This is a genomic window from Caballeronia udeis (assembly GCF_044909315.1).
GTDB lineage: Bacteria > Pseudomonadota > Gammaproteobacteria > Burkholderiales > Burkholderiaceae > Caballeronia > Caballeronia udeis_A.
This window is the reverse complement of the sequence record NZ_JBIYEB010000002.1, coordinates 65,184-84,284: the sequence shown is the minus strand read 5'-3', so window position 1 is coordinate 84,284 and position 19,101 is coordinate 65,184. Positions and strand designations below refer to the sequence as shown.

Genomic DNA, 19,101 nt, shown 5'->3' with positions numbered 1-19,101 from the left:
TCGTCAAACCGGGTCCCGCCTCGCACAATCCTCTCCAACGCAGCGCTCGCTGCCTAATTTCCTGGAGAGAAAACCATGTATGCAGTGACCGGAATCACAGGGCAGGTTGGGGGCGTTGTTGCGCGTTTGTTGCTGGCCGCTGGCCACGATGTTCGCGCCGTCGTTCGCGACGCAGCAAAGGGCGAGGTTTGGGCGAAGCAGGGCTGCGAAGTCGCACTCGCCGACGTCAACGACCAACAGGCATTGCAACACGCATTCGAAGGTGCGGAAGGCGTGTTTGTTCTGCTCCCGCCGACGTTCGACCCTACGCCGGGCTTTCCCGAAGCGCGCAAGACTATCGCCACGTTGCGGGCCGCTCTCGCGGCTTCGAAGCCGTCGAAAGTCGTCGTGCTGTCCACCATAGGCGCACAAGCCACGCAGCCGAATTTGCTGAACCAGTTGCAAATCCTCGAGCAGGAACTGGGCACGCTGCCCATGCCCGTGGCTTTCCTGCGCGCCGCGTGGTTCATCGAAAACGCTGCGTGGGATGTAGCGCCTGCCCGCGATTCGGGCATCGTGCCGAGCTTCTTGCAGCCGCTCGACAAACCCGTGCCGATGGTCGCAACCGCGGATATTGGCCGCGTTGCGGCGGAGCTGCTGCATGAGTCGTGGACGGGACGCCGCATTGTGGAACTGGAAGGGCCGCAGCGTATTTCACCCAATATGATCGCCGAGAGCTTTGCTCGCCTGCTCGGCCGCGACGTTCGCATGACCACCGTACCGCGTGACACGTGGGAAGACTTGTTTCGTTCGCAAGGGATGAAAAACCCGACGCCGCGCATGCAGATGATCGACGGCTTCAACGAAGAGTGGATCTGCTTCGAAGGCGCTGAAAACGAAGTGCGCAAAGGCCGTGTGCCGCTCGATACGGTGTTGCAATCGTTGATTGAAAAAGCTTCGTAGAAGAGCATCGATTTCCAAGGATTTCGCTTGCGGTATTCATCTTTATCAAGGAGTACAACCCATGACCAGGGCGGAAGAAAACACGGCCTCCAAAGGCCGCCTCGGTGGCAAGAAAGTGATCGTGCTTGGCGGTTCATCGGGTATCGGCTACGCGGTGGCGGAGTATGCGCTGGCGGAAGGTGCACATGTTGTGATTGCATCGAGTCATGCGGGCCGTGTCGAGGCTGCCGTCACAGCACTCGGATCGAATGCCGAGGGCCACGCGCTCGATCTCACCGATGAACACGCTATCGAAGCGTTTTTCAACGCGGCTGGCAGCTTCGATCATCTGGTGTTCACCGCAGGCGATTCGCTGCGGCTCGGTGAGATTGCATCGACGGATTTATCGCTGGCAAGGCGAGCCTTCCATATCCGCTATTGGGGCGCGCTCGCCGCGGTCAAATATGGCGCGCCGTATATCGCGGCAGGCGGTTCGATCGTGCTGACAACGGGTATCGCGGCATTGCGTCCGCGCAGCGGCTGGGCGTTCGGCGCGAGTGTGTGCGGCGCGATGGAAGCGCTAACGCGCACGCTTGCCGTCGAGTTGGCGCCGTTGCGCGTGAATGCAGTGTCTCCAGGAATGCTCGCAACGAACCTGTGGCAGAACATGTCAGAAGAGGACCGGCAGGCAATGTACGAACAAGTCGGCAAGCATCTTCCGGTCGGGCGAGTGGGTGAAGCGCGGGATGTCGCGGCGGCGTATCTGTTCCTGATGGAAAGTGGATTCGCGACGGGACAGACGCATGTGGTGGATGGTGGGGCGGTGCTGGTTTAAGCGAGCGTCGCGGCGACAGGGGCGAAAGCGGAGACAAGGGATGTCGAATGCCCCGTTATCTCAGTCATTTGGCGATTAACTTGCCGCGGCAATGAAGGGGACTCGGACGATCTGCGCCCGAGTCCCCTCTTCGATCACACTCGTCAATTCGTGACCGGCAGATACGGCGACGTCAACGTGGTCGGTGGATATGTCACAGCGCCCAATTGCTTCGTGAAGCTGTACCGCACATAAACAGCGGCCATGTATTCCCGATACTGGTAAGCGTTGCCGAGGGACGCCGATCCGCCTACGAAGAGTTGCGGTGCGAGTTGGTATTCGGCGCTTGCGTTGAACGAGTACGCGACACCCGTCTTGCTGGTGGCGGCATACACGCCGCTCGTGGTGTACGGTGACGCCGTCTGAGCCGAAACCACTGACTGGAGACTACTGCTAAGAGCATCGCCGTTCGGGAAATAATTCGACGCATCCTGACGGTAATGCTGAACACCGAGCGACCCCTTCACGTCGTACGTGAAGGCACCGTTACGGCCCTTGTACTCGACCGGGATGTTCAAAATCACATATTGTTGCGGGCTGAAATACCCGCCCTGACCATACGTGAAGTACGACAGGTTCTTGTTGTAGTGCATCAGGGTCGTGTTCACGCCAACGGTGAGCGTCTGGTTTGCGTCCGTGAACAAGCGGGTGTAGACCCCGCCGCCGCCCTTGGCTGCTGTATTGCTCGCCACGTTTTGCCCATCGAAGTATTCGTACGATGCGTTTACGTACGCGCCGCTCATGCCGTCGTCCCAGCCGAGCGTCGCACGGCCTCCGTTGGACGTGACGCCACCCCAAGTCAGCTTTCCCTCGTTCACCAGGGTTTGGTAGTTTGCATCGCCAACGAGCGCTTTCAAGGCGGCGGCGTTGTTTTGGGCATACGTGCTGATGCTCGAATCCTGCGTGCCCGCATAGGACAGCAAGCTGTCCGTGACTGCGCGGCGCGCAACGGCGAGTGAGTACGAAACCTTATCGGTTATGCCACCGGTGTATTGAGCGCCACCAACCCAGTTAGCCTCACGGAAACCAAACGGCGTTCTGCCGACGTCGGCCTTGATGCTGTCGGTTTCATATCCCACCGATAACCCGACGCCACTCGCAGTCTGGTCGCCGGAAAGATTTTGCCCCGTGAGGCCACCGACGATGCTCGCCCCAAAGCGCGCCAGCGTGTTCGCGTCGTTCCCGGCCGTACCCGCATCCAGCGTGACCGGCGTCGCCGTCACGACAATATGCCCGTTCCCCGCGGCGATGCGGCCCTGAACCGGCGCCTCGATATCTGTCAGGTTCGACAGCCCGTCTTCGCCTGTGCGTTGGCGAAAGATGATCCCGCCAGACACCGTGCTCGACTGGGCGCGGTTGATTTGCGCGAGTTCATCGGCGACGCCCAGCGTTTGTGCGTTTGCCACGGTCGTCGGATTGTTGCCCGCCATGCCGGAGTAGGCCTGTGCCGGTTGAGCCGGCGCGTAGGCTTGTCCGTAACCGGCGGGCGGTTGCGGAATGTAGGGCTGCCCGTAGCCTTGGTTCACGTACGGTTGCTGCTGCTGCGGATACCCATAACCCTGTTGCGCGTACTGCTGTTGTTGCTGTGGGTAGGGCTGCTGCGTGTAGTCGGTTTGATCGGCCTGGCGGGAATTACGCGCCGTGGCCTGCTTGCGTGTTGACGTATGTTTCGACTTTGCAGCCGGCGCGCTGGAATATGTGCGGGATTGCGGTTGCTGAGCGTTCGCCTGCGCCTCGCGCGCAGCGGGCGACATCGGCCAGGGCGAGCTGACCGCCGGGTTATACGGCTGCTGAGCCTGCTGATATTGAGGTTGAGCCGGATAGGGTTGCTGCTGCTGGTACGGCTGCTGATATTGCTGCTGATACGGTTGCTGATTGGCCTGCGGCTGATATTGAGCCTGCCCCTGAGGCTGGTATTGACCTTGATACTGCCCTGCATCCTGAGCGGGTGCTTGCCCCGGATAAGGCTGCAGCGGTGCCGCGTCCGGACTGCCAGACTGACTTGAACCGTAGGTATCGGGACCATATCCACCGTCTGTCGCTACCGGGCGAGCGACATTGCCCGGCGTCGAATAGGGTGCAACATACGGTGTCGAATACGGTGCGGGTTGAGGCGGAGGCAAATAGTTCGGCACGTTCTGCGTCGGTGAAGAAGACTGGGGATAAGGGGGCAGTCCGGGCATCGGCGTGGTCGAGCGCGAGAACAGTCCGCTCAACGGACCGGTTGGCGCACCCGATGCGCCCGCCGACGTATCCACGGCGGTCTTGCCTTCAAACGGGTTGGTGCCGGGAAGCGGCATCGACCCAATGCGCTGCATCGCGGATTCCCAGCCACGCGGGACATTGGGTTGCGCACCCTGGCTGGTGCCGGGCGCCGTTTGACGTACGGGCGTATTCGCTGCGATCAACGCCTGCTGCAAATAACGCGATGCCAGCGAGAGTTTGCCCTCGGCGTGGTACATCCGGCCGGTCGCGGCGAGCACACGGGGGTCCTCAGGTGCTGCCCGCAGCGCCTGGTTCGCCGTTGCTTCGGCAAACGAAAATTCCTTCGCGCCGGACGCCGCGCCAATCGCTGCAACCTGCAAGTCGATGTCGTCAGGCCGTCGCGCCAGCGCCGCGCGATAACTCGCGAGCGCGCTGCGGTCATCGCCGGCGGAGGTGTACAAACGGGCCAGCGCGCCTTGCAGATCGGGGTTGTCGGGCATGGCGGCAAGCCAGGGCGCGATCACGTCGTAGGCGCTGGCCAGGTCCCCGCGCCGGCGCACGGTATCGGCCTGTTTCACCACAATGCCGATGTTCAAGTTATTGAAGTCGATGCGTTGCTGCGGCGTGAGCTGCGAAGCGGCCAGCCGCCGCATGACCGAACTCAGCTCGGCTTCCTGCTGGGGATTGGTTTGTCCCGCGGCAACGGGAACGGCAGTCAGGATACTTGCGTACTGCAGCAGCAAGCCGGTGTCGTCGGGGGCGGCGGCCATTGCGCCGCGCACCAGCGACAATGCGCGCATGGTGTCGCCCGCCTGCAGATAAGACGAAGCCAGCACGCCGATCAGTTCCGGGCTGCCCTGGGCAGTCGGCGTAGCGGCCTGCAAGACCGCTTCGGCTTGTTGCGTCTGCCCGGCGCGCGACATCCGGTTCGCGAGCTCTGCCTGGGTGTGAACCCACAAGCGGTGTTGCAGCACGGTCATGGCGGTGGTGCGCTGGTTGACCGGAATGCGTTCCAATTGCGATAACCCCGTCGCCCAGTCCTGGGTCTCGGCCGAGAGCAGTGCGCTTGCATAAAGTGCATCGGTCATGTCAGGGTGCGTGGCGAGCAAGCCGTCCATCATGCTGCGTGCATTGCCGACCGCACCCTGACGCACATAAATGCGGGCGAGGTCGAGGCGCATCCAGACATCGTCGGGATTGTTCAGCAGCGCATCTTCGAAGAGGCTGCGCGCGGTGCCCAGGTCGCCGCGCGCTTCGGCCGCGCGCGCCTGCGCCGCCTGCGCTTCGCCGCGCAGCTTGTTGATGCCGCCGGCCTTCGCTTGCTGCTCAGCGTTCAACTGGTTCGCGAAGCTGAGCGCTTCGTCGCCGCGGCCTTGCGCGGCCAGTGCTCCGACCAGTCCGCGGATCGCGTCGGGGTTGTCGGCCTGCCGGCGCAGCGCCATCCGGTACGCCTGCTCCGCGCCGCGCGGGTCACCGCTGTTGAGCAACGTTTCCCCAAGCATGGTTTGCGCGGTGGTGTCGGACGGATTCAGCGCGATCGCGCGCTCGAACATCGACTTCGCTTTCGCGATCTCGCCATTGCTGCGCGCGCCAATACCCGCGCTCGTATAACTCCAGTAGGTCGCGCTGGTGAGCGCATCCTTCCAGCGGGCCGGATTGCCGTTACGCGATGCCCGCTCCAGATAGGTGCGCGCTTCGTCGAATTTTTCCTGCTTCAACGCGGCGATACCCATGCCGCCGAGTGCATCGCCGTCGTTCGGGCTGTTCGCCAGCACCGCCGAAAAACGGGCGCGCGCCGTGACGATATCGCCACGATCCAGCGCCGCGAAGCCATCAGCTACCGCGCGGCCGCGGGCATCGACAGCCGCATTCTCTTGCGCGCGGTCGCGAGCCTGTTTGTCCTGCTGCACCATCGAATCGAAACGCGCCTTGACCGCGGGATCATCCGGCGATGCCTGCAAATAAGCCTGATAGAGCGGGGCGTCGGACGCACGTGCGCCGAGCCACAGGAGTGCCTGGCGCCAGCTCTTCTTCGCCTGCTCACCGACCGTGCTGTCAGTGCTCAACTGCGCAAGACGCGCGATGCCGTCGCGGCGGGTGGTGTCGCGGTAAGTCAGGTGCTGCGCGAGCGCGAGCGCGTAGCGCGGGTCGTTGGGGTTCTGGCGCGCGAGCTGCGTCAGGCCCTGACGCGCCTGATCCCAGCCTTGCGGCGTGGCGGCGAGCGCCTGGTAATACTCGAGCGTGAGTTCGGGCGTGGCGGGCTTGCCGTCGATCGCACGTTGATATTCCTGCACCGCCGACGCGTTCTGCCCGCTTTGCGCGAGCCGCCGGGCGTCGTTCACGGTCTGGTCGCGCGGACTGGTTTCGCCCAGCCGCCGGCCGAGTTCATCGATATCCGGATACTGCGGCGCAGCTTCCCGCAGCCGCTGCAGATACTGCTGCGCCCCGCTGCCGTCCTTGCGGTCCGCGAGGATCATGCCCATGCCATAGAGCGCGTCGGGCTGCTTCGGATCAATGCGCAGCACTTTTTGCCACGCCTGCTCGGCCAGGTCACCCCGGCGATGCGTCTGCCAATAGCGGCCCTGATCGATCAGCACGGTCATCGGCGAATTGGCGCCGGTGCCTGTGGCAGCCGCCGCGGTGGCCGCGCTGCCGGCGGCTTGCGCGAACGCGGTCAATGGCACGTTGGCGACACAGCCCGCCGCGAGGCTCAGCGCAATCGCCCGCGCGCCGGCGTGCGGTTTCAGGGGGAACAGGGGCCGTTTCAACATGCGCTTCTCCAGCTCGGCACGAGTCGGCCGGCTTCGTCGAAACGGTACCGGCCTTCTATAAATCCGGCGCCGAACAAGCCCAGCACCCGGTCGTAATAAACCGGTTCACGGTTGGAACTTGCTGGCGCGGCGCCCGAAGAGCTTGCCGCAGGCGCGTCGAGCACAGCGAGATGCGTGCGGGCAAGGCCCAGGCCACGGTCATCGCCGAGCGCCTTGAAGTACGGTGCAAGCGCGGCCCAGTAACTGAGCGGGCCTTCGCCGCTCGTGACGCCGGTCGACACCTTCACGCGTTCCGGCGGATAACCGTTTTGCGCGACGGCCTGGCGCATGCCGCCGAGCGCCGCAAGCCAAGGTTGGCCAAGCGGATCGGCGCTGGATGTCAGCCCGGCCCACAGATACACGCGAATGGCGTCGTAGCTGCCGGTGTCGGCAGTCTGCGGATCCATGACGAACTGCCCCGACTTGTACGCTGCCCAGTCCGGCGAAAAACCGTGCGGCGCGGTAGTTGTCACGAGCTTGTAGCTGTTCTCGGCAAGCTGGTTCCACGGGCCGTCCGGCATCTCGCGAGCAAGGCCGCGTAACACCGGCAGCGGCGAGTAGCTCGGATTCAGGCGCGTTACGTCACCGGTCTTGAAGCCCTGCGGTCCGGGCAATAGCATGGGCCCCAGGCCCGCGAGATTCGTCACTTCCTGGCGCACGATCTGAGCGGCCAGCGCCATGCCCAGTTGCGTGTAGGTTTTCTCGTTCCACAGGCGGCCGGCTTGCAGCAGGTCGTAGGCGATCCACAGATCGGAGTCGGAGGCGGAATTGGGATCGAGCACGCCGAACGAGCCGTCCGCTTTCCTGCCCCATTGCCATGAAGGCAACCGGACGTTGCCCGGCTCGAACTGGTTCGCCGCGAGGTTCGTGCGGGTCCAGCCGAGCAGCCGGTCAAAGGTCGCGCGGTCGTTGGCGACCAGCGCGAAGAACATCGCGTAGGACTGGCCTTCGGAGGTTGTCTGCTGCGTCGGCGTGGAGTAATCGATCACGCGGCCGTCAGCCTGCACAAAACGCGCGGTGAAAGTCCGGTAAGCGGTCCAGTCGGTGCATTGCGCGGCCGCCGCGGCCGCTGAGGACGCATGAGCGCTGAACGTGGTCCCCATGCCGGTCAGCGCCAGCGCAAGAATTGCAGTCTTCGATCCACGTCTGAAACCAGCCTGCATATCAATCCCTCAAACGGCGCGCAGCGATGGCGCGCAGCGTACGGTAGAACAGCGCCGCGATAATCACGGCCGCGAGCAAGCCGCCCAGCACCAGCAAGAGCGGGTGCGACGACAACGCCCAGCGCATGTATTCGAACGGTGACAGATAGCCGACGTAATACGCCTGGCCATTCGATGTCACCGTCACGTCGCGTCCGTGAATCACGGCCATGGCGCCCTGGATCTCGGGCAGCACGTCGTTGTCGAGCAGGGCTGCGGACAGGTCGGCGTCGGACTGTCCCGCCGCGCTGATCAGCGCCACCGCGCTGCGATTGCTTTTCAGCGGCGACTCGAAGCCGGTGATGAGTGCGTCGCCGTTGGAGCTGACGAGCGACAGGTCGGCTCGCGCCGGCAGGCGCTCCACGCCGTGCGCGCCGTGCCACCAGTCGACCACCTTGAACGCCACGTCGGAGAGTTCGAAGTTGCGCGACTCGCCGTCGCCCGAAAAGGGCATCTGTTTCGCCCAGCGTTGCAACAGAGGCTGGCGGCCGGGCGAGCCCAGGATCAGCAGGTCTTTATCGGCGAGATTGTCGATCTGGTCGGCCTGGGCGACGGTCACGCCGGTCACCGGATATCCCGTCGATGCCCCCATGCGTCCCATCTCCAGCAGGTACAGGCTGAAGTCGGCGGAGTTGGCGTCGTTCGGCATGATGACCGCTGTCTCGGAGAGGTCGGCCATGCGCGTGAACGGGAAACCGCCATTCGCAAAGGCTGCAAGGTCGGGCAGCGCCATGTAGTGCGGGAAGCCAGACAAGTCGATGGTCGAGTTCGGGTCGATGGCACCCACCACGTTATCCAGCACGCGGCCCTGGCATTCGCCGGTCTTCGGGTAGTCGTAGTAGAAGTGCAGGCGCAGCTGCGAGCGCGGCGTGAGCAGCAGCGGCGGCACGTAGATCTCATGGCGCGCGGCGGCCGTCTTGTCGGGCAGGACCTGATTGAAGTAGCGGCCGAGATCGAAGGTGGACGTGGCGACAGCGGGAATCCGCAGCGACTGCACGAAACCGTCGTTCACGTTGATGTTCAGCGTGGACCGGTCGAGCGCGGGACGCACCGTATAGCGATAACCCAGATCGATCGGCACGCCCTTCGTTTGCCACATGAAGAGGTCGGGTGGCACGCGCATGTTCACACGCACGGCGTCGGCGTTATAACCCGTTACCGACAGGTCGCGCGCTTCCGCCAGTTCACCGAAACGCACCGGCCGGTCGGTCGGCAGCCAGTTCGGTGCGTCGTACGGTTTGCGCGGAGCGAAGTCGTTCAGTTGCGTGATCGTCGCGGCCGCGCCGGACAAGGTCTTCTGGCCAATGCCGAGCGCCTTCGCGGCGATCTTCAGTTCCGCGTCGTTGCGGCCCATCACGAGCAGCAAGCGGCCGCGCAGCGGGGTGTCGTGATCATCCGTGCGATCCACCACGGCGATCGTCGGGCCGGATATCTCTGGGATTTTCACGCCGGCCGGATGCTGGTCGCTGGTGGCGAACACCACGGCGTTGCCGGACAGCGGCACGTTGTCGATTTGCGCTGGAAACAGGGCGCCGCGATACCCGCTAAGCGATCCGAACCACGACGCCACCGTGCCCGCTGCTTCGAGCGTCGCGGCGCTTGGTTTGTCCGCGAACACGAACGGCAGCTCGAGGCGGCGAACGTCGCGGCGATCGAAGAAAGGTGCGGGCAACGCAGCCAGGTCCGGCTTGCTGTCAAGCGATGCATACGTGAGGTCGAGCGAGCTCGCGTTGCTGACGGTCGCCCAGAGCGTGGAGTTCGACGGATCCTCGCATTGCTGCGTGTAGTGGCCGATCAACTGCACGTTCAGGTGATTGAATTCCGTGATGAAGCGCGGGTCGATGGAGATGTCGCGCGCGACCAGGATGCCGGCCTGCTCGCGCGGCACCGGCAGCGTGGCGGCGACTTCGCCGTTGACCAGCACCTTGAGTTGCGAGATCGACGGCAGCAGCGAAGGCGAGTAACTGTAGATCAGGTGCAGCACCGCGCTGGTCACGACTTCGTCGTTGCGTACCGAGAACGGCACGCCGTTCTGGCCGTCCGTGCCACGCAGTTGCAGCGGATCGAGCGCGCCGAGGTCGGAGAACGTGAGCGTCTGGCGGCGGCCGCCCGGCACCAGCGTGCCCGGCTCGGCCGTGGTCGGCGTCTTGGGGGTGAGTGTGTGCGCGGCCGGCCCGGTCGACGTTCCCAACGGGCTTGAGGCCGTCTGCGCGAACGCCGGCACGGGCACGGCGAGCTGCGGTTGCTCGATGGTTGCGCGGTTGAACGGCATGGCGGGACCGGGGGGCGGCACGGCTCCCACGCCGGTGGCGACCCGGTTCGCGGACGCGCCGGCCGTATTGGTCGTACCGGTCGCACTAGTCGAGGCGCTGACCGCCGCGGCGCTTGCCAGCGACGCCAGCGGCACCGCCAGTGCTGTTTGCAACGCAAGCCAGCAAGCGAGGCTGCGCATCAGGGCACGGGGAACGGGGCGGGAGCTGAACGGGATAAAAGCCGTCGTGTCCGGTTCGCCTTGTTCATTACCCGGGCGCAGCATCGAAATTCCCTTACCCATGTCAGTCTTTGGTCTTCAGTTTTTTAACGTTGGGTGAACGGGTTGTCAGCCAGTTCTTCGCGTCAGTGAAAAGATGCTCGAACAACGCGCCGATACCGCCCATGCCCACCACCAGCACATGCCGCAAGCCGCGCAACGGCGCGTCCGGGGTACGGCCTTCCGACCATTGGGTCCAGGCGTCGGCACGGGCGAAGGTGGTCTTGACGAACTCGAATTCCTGCTCGCGCGTGAGGGCGGAAAAGCGCAGCCCGACGCGCCCGGCAGCGGTAAAGCCGACGGTCGCCGGAAACGCATATTCCTCGTCACCGCGAAATAGCGAGACGGTGACCTTTTCGTGCAGCGGCACTTCCAGGTCGCCGGGCAGCTTCACGCCCACACCGCCTTCCGAGTAGTCCATGGTCTCGCAGGCGAGGGTGCGGCCGGTCGAGAACTTGAGCATCACGGGCATCTTCATTTCCACGCGGTGCGTCGTGCGCACTTGCCGGCGTTCGCTTGCGGCCGCCACGCTCGCACCCAGGATCAGCATGTTGTAGGTGGTCCACGCGAGGTTCAGCAAGACGGTGTTCACTTCGCTGCTGACATCCCAATGCAGGTAGATATTCACGAGCCCCGCGATAAATCCGAGCAGGTTGAGCACCAGCAGGATCAGGTACGGTCGCGAGATGGCGTAGTCGAAGTAATCCTTCGCAATCTGCCCGCCCTTCGCCGTCACGTTGAACTTGCCGAGCTTCGGGTTAATCAGCGCGAGCAGGGTAGGCGCAGTGATGTACGACGCCAGCACGGACTCATACACTTCGGCCCAGAACGAATGCCGGAACGAGCGCTGCATGCGCGAGTTCGTGATGCTCGCATGCATCATGTGCGGCAGTGCAAAGATGGCGATCGTGCCGGCCGCCGCGTGGATCACGTGCGCGCCAAAAAACAGGTACGACAGCGGCGCGGTGAGGAACACGAGGCGCGGGATGCCGTAGAAGAAGTGCATCATCCCGTTCAGGTAACAAAGCCGCTGACCGATCTTCAGGCCTCGGCCGGTGAGTGGGTTGTCGATCCGGAAAATCTGCGTCATGCCGCGCGCCCAGCGAATCCGCTGGCCGATGTGGCCGGACAGGCTCTCGGTGGCCAGGCCCGCTGCCTGCGGGATCGCGAGATACGCGGTGGTGTATCCAAGCCGGTGCAGCTTGAGCGCGGTATGCGCGTCTTCCGTCACCGTCTCCACCGCGATACCGCCAATCTCTTCCACCATCGTACGGCGCAGCAGCGCGCACGAGCCGCAGAAGAAAGTGGCGTTCCAGAGGTCGTTGCCGTCCTGTACCAGCCCGTAGAACAGCTCGCCTTCGTTGGGCACCTTGCGGAAGGTGCCGAGGTTGCGTTCGAACGGATCGGGCGAGAAGAAGTGGTGCGGCGTTTGCAGCATCGACAGCTTCTTGTCGCGCAGGAACCAGCCAAGGCCGATCTGCAGGAACGAGCGTGTGGGAATGTGATCGCAATCGAAGATCGCGAGGAACTCGCCCTTCGTGATCTTCAACGCTTCGTTGATATTGCCGGCCTTCGCATGCCGGTTGTGCGTGCGGATGGTCCACGTGACGCCGACCTCTTCGCAGAACGCCTTGAACTCGGGACGGCGGCCGTCATCGAGTACATGGATCGAGATCTTGTCCGCCGGATAGTCGATGGCAAGCGCCGCGTAAATGGTCGGCTTGACCACGCCGAGCGGCTCGTTGTAAGTCGGGATGAAGACGTCGACGGTCGGCCATTCATCGCGGTTTTCCGGCAGGGGCAGCGGCTTTCTCTGCAGCGGCCAGGCGGTCTGGAAATAACCGAGCATCAGCACGATGGCCGAGTAGACCTCGGCCGAGACCAGCAGCAAACCCCAGGCGGCGTCGAGTGGACGGTCCCAGACGGTTGTCTCGGTCAGCCGCCAGTACATGTAGCGGCCAGTGACCGCCACAGACAGCATGATCATCACCAGCGTCGCGTACTGGCCGCGCAGGCGCCGGAACGCGAGTGCGAAAGCGAAACAGCAGCACGCGAATATCAGTTGCTGGGTGAACTCGAGCGGCACCGTCCAGACGAAATACATTGTCGAGAGGGCGAAGAGCGTGAGGAGCGTCGTGAAGATCCGGCTGTTCCAGATTCTCGAATCGACGAAATTTTCCATCCGCGACGCAATTTCGTCGGCCTCGGACAATGCTCGTGCGCGTGGCTTGCTCATGCGACGCTCCTCGGCGAGAGCTGCTTGGAATCGACCTGGCTGGTGAGCCATTCGCCGCATGTGCGCAGATCGGCGGCGGCCTGGCTCAACGGGTCGTAATGGATCAGCGTGGTGTCGCACGCGAGCGATTCGCTCACGCCTTCGTCCAGGTGGATGACACCCGGGAACAGCTTCTCGCCGAGCAGGTTGCGCAGCACCTTGAGCACGTCCTTCGTCAACTGCCGCGACTGGTCTACCTGATTGACCACATAGCCCGTGCCCACGAAGTTCGCCCGCGGGGCGGCGTAGGCCTCGATCATGCGTTCCATCTGCGGGATGGCGGCGTATGAAGCGGCGTCGGCCAGTACGACGTTCAACGCGAAATTCGACGCGCACAGCGCCGTGCGGGTATAGACCGAGGAACCCGGCGGGGTATCGACTATCACGATATCCGCGGCATCGAGTCCCAGCGTGTCCAGCGATTGCACGAGCCACTGCGGGTCGCGGTCGATGTGCGATTCGAAGCGGCGGCGATCGTCTTCGACCACCGCGCCGTAGGGCAGGACAGTGACGCCGTCGACGCCATCGAACATCACGGTTTGCCACGGGTCGCCGGCGAGGGTGGCGCGTGACAGTCCGTCGATGCTGTCGAGCGGAATGCCGAAATGCAGGCGCAGGGCGTTCTGTGGATCCAGGTCGAGCGCGATGACGCGCCGCCCGCGTGCGGCGAGCACCGAGGCCAGGTTTGCCGCGAGCGTGGTTTTACCGACACCGCCCTTGGCAGAGACGACGGTGATGACTTTCATGTCGGTGAGTTGCGCTTGGCGAGCCACGAACCTGCGCCCGGGACCGGTGCGCTCGGCGGCGGGTTGAGGGGTGCCCGCGCCATTGCCGGCGCCGGCGTTGGCGCCACGGGTTCACGCAGACGCTGGAACATGCACTGCAGCGAATCCGGCGGCGCGCCGGGTTGCGGCGCAGCCTGAGCCTGCACTTGCGGACGGAACAGCTTGCCGAGGATCGACTGGTTTTTTGGTTCAGGCGCCGGTGCAGGCGCCGGCGCCGCTTGAGGTGCCGGCACGCGTGGCAGCGACAGCGGTTTCGCAGCAGTGTTCGAGCGTTGCAGGGCCGCCGCGAAACCCGTCGGTTGGGCCGGCGCGCTCGCAGGCGCCGGCGTGGCGAGCGGCTGCGTGCGCGGTTGCGGTTGGGCTTGCGGTTGCGGTTGCGTTTGTTGAGCCTGCTGCGGGAGCTGCTCCTGTTGCGTGTGGAACGGCCGAAACAGCGGCTGCGGCAGTCGTGCCGGCTGCTGCGGTTGCATGGCGGCTGGCGGCACTGCCTCGGTTTCCACCGCGTTCGATGTTTCTTCAACCGCTTCGACCAGCGCCGAGAAGCGCTCCGCGCCAACCGGCGCAGCCGGCAATGTCACGTTGGCGACGGGCGGAACCGTCTTCCTGTGAGCGCGTGCAAAAAGCGGCGGTTTGCCGCGGTTGACCGGCGCCGCGCCCGATGGCTGCGTCAGGCTGTTCGGCGTGTTGCGATGCTCGCCGGAGCGATCGTGCGTCTGGGGCAGGTGCGAATCGCGGCGAGGCGCGATATTCGGGATCGATGGCTGCGAGAGGTCAAGGGTCGCGAGCAATGGCCAGCGCGTACGAGCGTGGATCGCTTCGTTTTCGCGGCCGATTTCCTGGTACTTGCCGGCGTCGCCGCCAAATTTGTCGAACAGCTTCTCAATATCGCGCGAAGGGTTCATGTGCTGCGTCCTCGTACTCTCGGTTGTGCTTTGGGCCTTGCCTCGACGATCACTGGCCAGTGACGTCTTGCGCGCTCGTGAGCCTGGTAAGCGCTGATGCGGGCAATGCCTGATTGACTACCTGGTTGCCTGCCTGATCCTGTGATGGACCCGTACTGCTTGGGGTAATGCGGCGCCTAAGTTGCTTCAGTTGCTATAGCGGCCCAGCCTGAATTCGATGGCAGCGCTTTCGTCGAACTCGCCCGCCTGTACCACCGACAGACCCTGCGCGCCGAGTGCGCTTAACCACTCCTGATAGGCGCCTTCCAGAAACGCCGGACTCCACGGAAGCGCGTTCGCGCCGAACGCGAGCAAGGGCGGACAGCAATGAACGATGCGCAGATAGTCCTGCTCGTCGCCTACCTCGACAAATCCCCAGTCGACGTCATTCCAGATCGCGTTCAACGCGGCGCCGAGTTCGGGCGTGGTGCTGCAGGGCGGCAGCGGATGAGCGGCTGCAAAACGGCGTCCTACCCGTTGCATTAACTGACGCAGTTCGTCCCGGCCAATCTGTGTATCGAATTCTTCCGCCAGGGCAACCAGTACGCCTCGCCATTGCGAGGAAATTTGCCGGTCCAGCAGATAGTCGAGGGTCATGGCCATGTTGTCAGAGAGGAAAGCTTTCAGCTGAGTGAACGCAAAAATAACAATGCCGACGTAACCAGTAGTAATTACACTGTGCCGTCATGCGAAAGACGGTAATAACGATGCGGCTTACCTTGTAAGCCGGGAGTCTACTTCAAGGCGATTTGTTTTTGCCACATAACTCACATTAGCAAATAGTTGTGTGGTTTAAGCCGCAAACAGAGGGCAAAAAATTCGCTATGTCCAGCTTATGCAGCATCCGGACAATTGACGCAAACGTTTAATCACCTAAATCATTTGTCAGTTTAATCTTGCGTCACGCGCTTGTGTCGCAAAGTTGGGGTCAGGACGGCCACGGCATTCAAGCTGCGCGAGTCGCAGTTAGCGATTACCCGAACGACTTCGCATATTCTTGAGCGCGTTTGACTGAGACTGCGGATTTGCGCCGTCTGCCGCCCAACGTGAATGGGGAAACCGCCGCTGTCGTGCAGGGGCAAATCCTGACGGATTAGGGATAACGGATTACCCATTACGGATAACGCGATTCTTCAGCCGTCGTTCGCAGGAGTGTTCCTGGCGGGTATCGGCAGGCGAGGTGGCTGGCTTTGCCAGGCGGCCGGTTGCGGGGAATGGCGCGCGGTCATGTATAACGGGAAGCCGGATTGTCGAATAGATGAAAGTGCGGCGATCGGGTGTCCGGACGTGTTTAACAATCGCTCAGCGGGCCGTCTGCGCGTTTCTTGAAGTGGGGGCGTTTTCTGGTTGGTCCGGCAGACATGGCCGTTCGGTTTGGGTGAGCAACGGTGGAGCGCAACGGCCGGCAGCAACACACCGTTCGACGTTTTGCTTTTGGCAACGACGCTACTCGATGTACTGGTAGCGTCGCCGGTTAGCATTCGACTTCCGGGCGTCTCTGGTCCTGAGACGCTATGGACTCCATCACAAACAATGTAATTCCATCAATTATCAGGCCTCGTATCAGGCCTCGTGGTCCCGAAACCAGGCGGCAACGTGACCGGCGGTGCGATCAACCACGTCGGGCTGTTCGTAATACTGGAAGTGGTTGGTCCCATTTTCCCAGATCAACTTCTTGTCGGATGTGGGGATCGATTCGAAGTGCCGTCGCGCCGCGGCCGGGTTCATGCAGGTATCCGAGTGGATCACCAGTGCAGGCTTCCGGAGCTTCGCCACACCGGGCACGGTTGTGTAATCGAAGTGGTCAAGATCGCTCATGACCGCGTAGCGATTCTCCCATCCCTTCAGCGTCCAGGGCCCGTACCAGCTCCACACGAGCGGGCCAGGCAGGCCGGCGTCCGATCCGGCGACGGGGTCCCCCAGATCGGGTGACACCAATGGCCGGTAGACCACTTCGCCAGTGGCCTCATAGCGCGCCTTGGCGTCTCGTGCACGTTCGAGCCTTGCAGCCAATAGCGCTTCCAGTTGGTCGGGAGTCGGCGCGGTTGCCGGATCGAACGGGTTTTCGCATACGCCTGCGGCGATCATGAACAGATCGGTCTCGCGATCGCGGTAGTAGCCAGTCACCGCGGCGACCGCTTTGACGCGATTGTCATACGACGCGATGTCCAGCATTTCCGGCCCGCCCTGGCAAATACCCAGCAGAAACAGGCGCGCCGGATCGACATCGGCACGGGTGCGGATGTAGTCGAGCGCTGCGACCACATCCTCGTTTTTCATTTTCGGATTTTCGAGCCGGCGGGGCGTACCGCCGCTTTCTCCGACCGTGCGCGGATCAAAGGCAAGCGCCACGAATCCTTCATCGGCCAACCGCGTTGCGTACTGCGTGGGTGCCTGTTCCTTCTGGAACGAATAGGGGCCGAGTATCACTACGGCGGGAAACGGGCCTTCCCCCTTCGGGCGGTAGATGACACCTGCCACGTCGTCACCGTGCGATACGAAGCTTGCCTTTTCAGCGATGTAGTTTCCGTGATTCGACATTACATTCTCCCGGTTGTCTGCGATGCCAGGCAACTCGACTCCGGTTGCCGCAGTCGCTCCATTCGCCAGTACGGTAGTTGGGAAGGAGCCCCCGTTGTTGTATTTTTCTCAAGGGAATTTACTGAAAGATCCACGGGTTTTTTTGCCGGTCTTATCCGATCCGTTACGCTGGAACGCTGCCCTGCTGTCGCGGCTTGTTCCTGATTTTCGGCGGGATGAACATGATGTCGCTCGCGGGGAGCGCAGATTCAATCGTGATGGTGGATATAGGGATACGCAGCGCTCGAATCACCGGGCCACTGTATTGACGCCCGGCGGCTCAGCAACGATAGAGCCCGTTCGAGCGAGCGTCACCTCGTTACGCCGTCGGCCCTGGCGTGCGACCGGACAAGCGTAGCTGGCGAGGTGTTACGCCATAGTGTCGCTTCACAAGCGTCGTCAGATAGCTTTGACTGCCGAACCCGCATTCGAGAGCGATCGACAGAATACTGACGGACGTGTTTTGCAGCAGCGATTTGGCACGCTCCAGACGACGCGCGATCACATACTGCATTGGCGTGCACGAGAACTGCTCCTTGAATGCCGAGATCGTGGCGTGCTCGCTCATCTCGACGAGTTGCGCGAGATCTGCCAGGGTGATCGTTTTGCCGAGGGACGCGTCGACGAACTCGCCAATCGTACGTTCGCTTAGCGTGTCGCGAATCGAATGACCGGATTGAATGACGTCGATCGCATTGGGATTCCCGCGGTAAGTGGTACTCGGCAGCTCGCCAAAACGCTTTCGGTACGCTCGCACGAACCGGTCCGACAAGGAGAAGCCGTACTTGCGCAGCGTCGCGATGAAGCGATGATTGCCGTCCGTACCCAGCGTCCGTTTGACGCAATCCAGTCGCGCTTCGTAGAAAAGTTCGGCCGACTTCTTGCCCGTGAGGCGCAGGATGCCGTTTTCGAGTTCGCTGGTCGGGCAAGCGAGCCGGTGCGCGATCGCACTGAGCGTCTTCCACTGCATCGGATCTTGCCGGATCAGTTCGATCGCCGTGCGTGCCGTGCGTTCCTGCGCATATCGCTCGCTTGTCAACAACGCGCTGTGGTTGCTGGGGTGGCGGGTCGCGAGCAGCTTGAACATGTGCTCGAGCAGCGCGTGCGCGGCGATATCGGGCGTTGAGTTCATCGACGCCATGAGGCGAAGACAGGATGCCGCGACATTCCATTCCGACGCTACTTCAGGCGACAGCGGGCGAAGCTCGAATTGAACCGGCGTGCTCAACGGTTTCCCGACCCATTGCGCGAGGAAGCCATTGAGCTCATCCGCGTCCACTACGAGGGAGAGATGACTGAAGCCTTGACTGCCTGAGACGCTTTTGGCGACGCCCATTGAAGAGGTCGGCACGACGTCGCCGGAAGCGCACTCTGTAGTCCGCTTGTGGCTCGAACGAGTGGCATTACCGCTAGTGCATGAAAGAAAGAGATAACTCGAGCGTATTTCCTCGGTCACGAAGCTGAATGGCAACTGGCTGTCGAATTCATAGAAGCCAATGCCGTTCCACGTCTGTCCGATGATGCTGATGTCCTGCTTCAGCGCGCGGTGCGGGAGAAACTGGTTGCCGGAATAGATCTGGCCGATGAACGTGGATATTTCATCGGGATCCTGGCTATGAATACCGTGATTGCGAAAGGGATCAGTCATGACACGTTCCCAACCAGTAGTCTGATGCGTTAGGGTCAATCAACCGATGAATGCTCGGCCAGGGCCACCGGTGAGCGGGGCGGTGATCCCTGCCCGAATGCTGTTTATCCGCGTTCAGCGTCAATATGACGTGAACCTCTGCCGTCGATCCGCGGGGTGTTGCCGCAGCAGATATCGGCTCGCTGCCTCGTCACGCGCTGGTGCGAATGTGTCGTCAAGGTGGCGGTCATCTTAACCCGAACCCTACGAAACTGAGCGGCCATCCCGCCTGACAAAACGGCTCGCGGGAATTGCCGCGGCGGGGCCTTCCGCGTTCTTTTACTCGCGCCG

At 62.8% G+C, this 19,101-nt stretch carries 11 protein-coding genes; 2 read left to right on the top strand and 9 right to left on the bottom strand.

Going from position 1 to position 19,101, the window contains the following annotated elements:
* Positions 1-75: 75 nt before the first annotated feature.
* Entirely contained in the window at positions 76-942 is an 867-nt protein-coding gene (locus ABH944_RS03190; protein ID WP_404604615.1) for an NmrA family NAD(P)-binding protein, read from the top strand.
* A 61-nt stretch (positions 943-1,003) separates the two neighbouring features.
* Positions 1,004-1,756 carry an SDR family oxidoreductase gene (locus ABH944_RS03185; protein ID WP_404604616.1) on the top strand — a complete coding sequence of 251 codons (753 nt, stop codon included), beginning with the start codon at positions 1,004-1,006 and terminating at the stop codon, positions 1,754-1,756.
* Positions 1,757-1,899: 143 nt separating this feature from the next.
* On the opposite strand, the gene ABH944_RS03180 is transcribed toward ABH944_RS03185, so the two are convergent.
* The 9 genes from ABH944_RS03180 to ABH944_RS03140 all read right to left on the bottom strand — a co-directional run bounded on the left by ABH944_RS03180 (position 1,900) and on the right by ABH944_RS03140 (position 18,771).
* The gene (locus ABH944_RS03180) at positions 1,900-6,771 is read right to left on the bottom strand and encodes a cellulose synthase subunit BcsC-related outer membrane protein (protein WP_404604617.1); all 4,872 of its coding nucleotides are present in this window, start codon (positions 6,769-6,771) and stop codon (positions 1,900-1,902) included.
* The gene (bcsZ, locus tag ABH944_RS03175; protein WP_404604726.1) at positions 6,765-7,913 is read right to left on the bottom strand and encodes a cellulose synthase complex periplasmic endoglucanase BcsZ; all 1,149 of its coding nucleotides are present in this window, start codon (positions 7,911-7,913) and stop codon (positions 6,765-6,767) included. Before bcsZ ends, ABH944_RS03180 begins: the two co-directional genes overlap by 7 nt.
* 61 nt (positions 7,914-7,974) lie before the next feature.
* Entirely contained in the window at positions 7,975-10,566 is a 2,592-nt protein-coding gene (gene bcsB / locus ABH944_RS03170; RefSeq protein WP_404604618.1) for a cellulose biosynthesis cyclic di-GMP-binding regulatory protein BcsB, read from the bottom strand.
* A gap of 1 nt (position 10,567) precedes the next feature.
* Positions 10,568-12,778, bottom strand: coding sequence for a UDP-forming cellulose synthase catalytic subunit (gene bcsA / locus ABH944_RS03165; RefSeq protein ID WP_404604619.1), 2,211 nt, complete (start codon positions 12,776-12,778; stop codon positions 10,568-10,570).
* The gene (bcsQ, locus tag ABH944_RS03160) at positions 12,775-13,563 is read right to left on the bottom strand and encodes a cellulose biosynthesis protein BcsQ (RefSeq protein WP_404604620.1); all 789 of its coding nucleotides are present in this window, start codon (positions 13,561-13,563) and stop codon (positions 12,775-12,777) included. Before bcsQ ends, bcsA begins: the two co-directional genes overlap by 4 nt.
* Positions 13,560-14,504, bottom strand: a complete 945-nt coding sequence (gene bcsP, locus ABH944_RS03155) for a cellulose biosynthesis protein BcsP (RefSeq protein WP_404604621.1) — start codon at positions 14,502-14,504, stop codon at positions 13,560-13,562. The genes bcsQ and bcsP overlap by 4 nt, the downstream gene beginning before the upstream one ends.
* 186 nt (positions 14,505-14,690) lie before the next feature.
* Positions 14,691-15,146 (bottom strand): cellulose biosynthesis protein BcsD, encoded by a 456-nt coding sequence (gene bcsD, locus ABH944_RS03150; RefSeq protein WP_062087248.1) that lies wholly within the window; start codon positions 15,144-15,146, stop codon positions 14,691-14,693.
* 960 nt (positions 15,147-16,106) lie between these two features.
* Entirely contained in the window at positions 16,107-17,084 is a 978-nt protein-coding gene (locus ABH944_RS03145; RefSeq protein ID WP_404604622.1) for an alpha/beta hydrolase, read from the bottom strand.
* Between the two features lie 358 nt (positions 17,085-17,442).
* The gene (locus tag ABH944_RS03140) at positions 17,443-18,771 is read right to left on the bottom strand and encodes a helix-turn-helix domain-containing protein (protein ID WP_404604623.1); all 1,329 of its coding nucleotides are present in this window, start codon (positions 18,769-18,771) and stop codon (positions 17,443-17,445) included.
* Positions 18,772-19,101 lie beyond the last annotated feature (330 nt).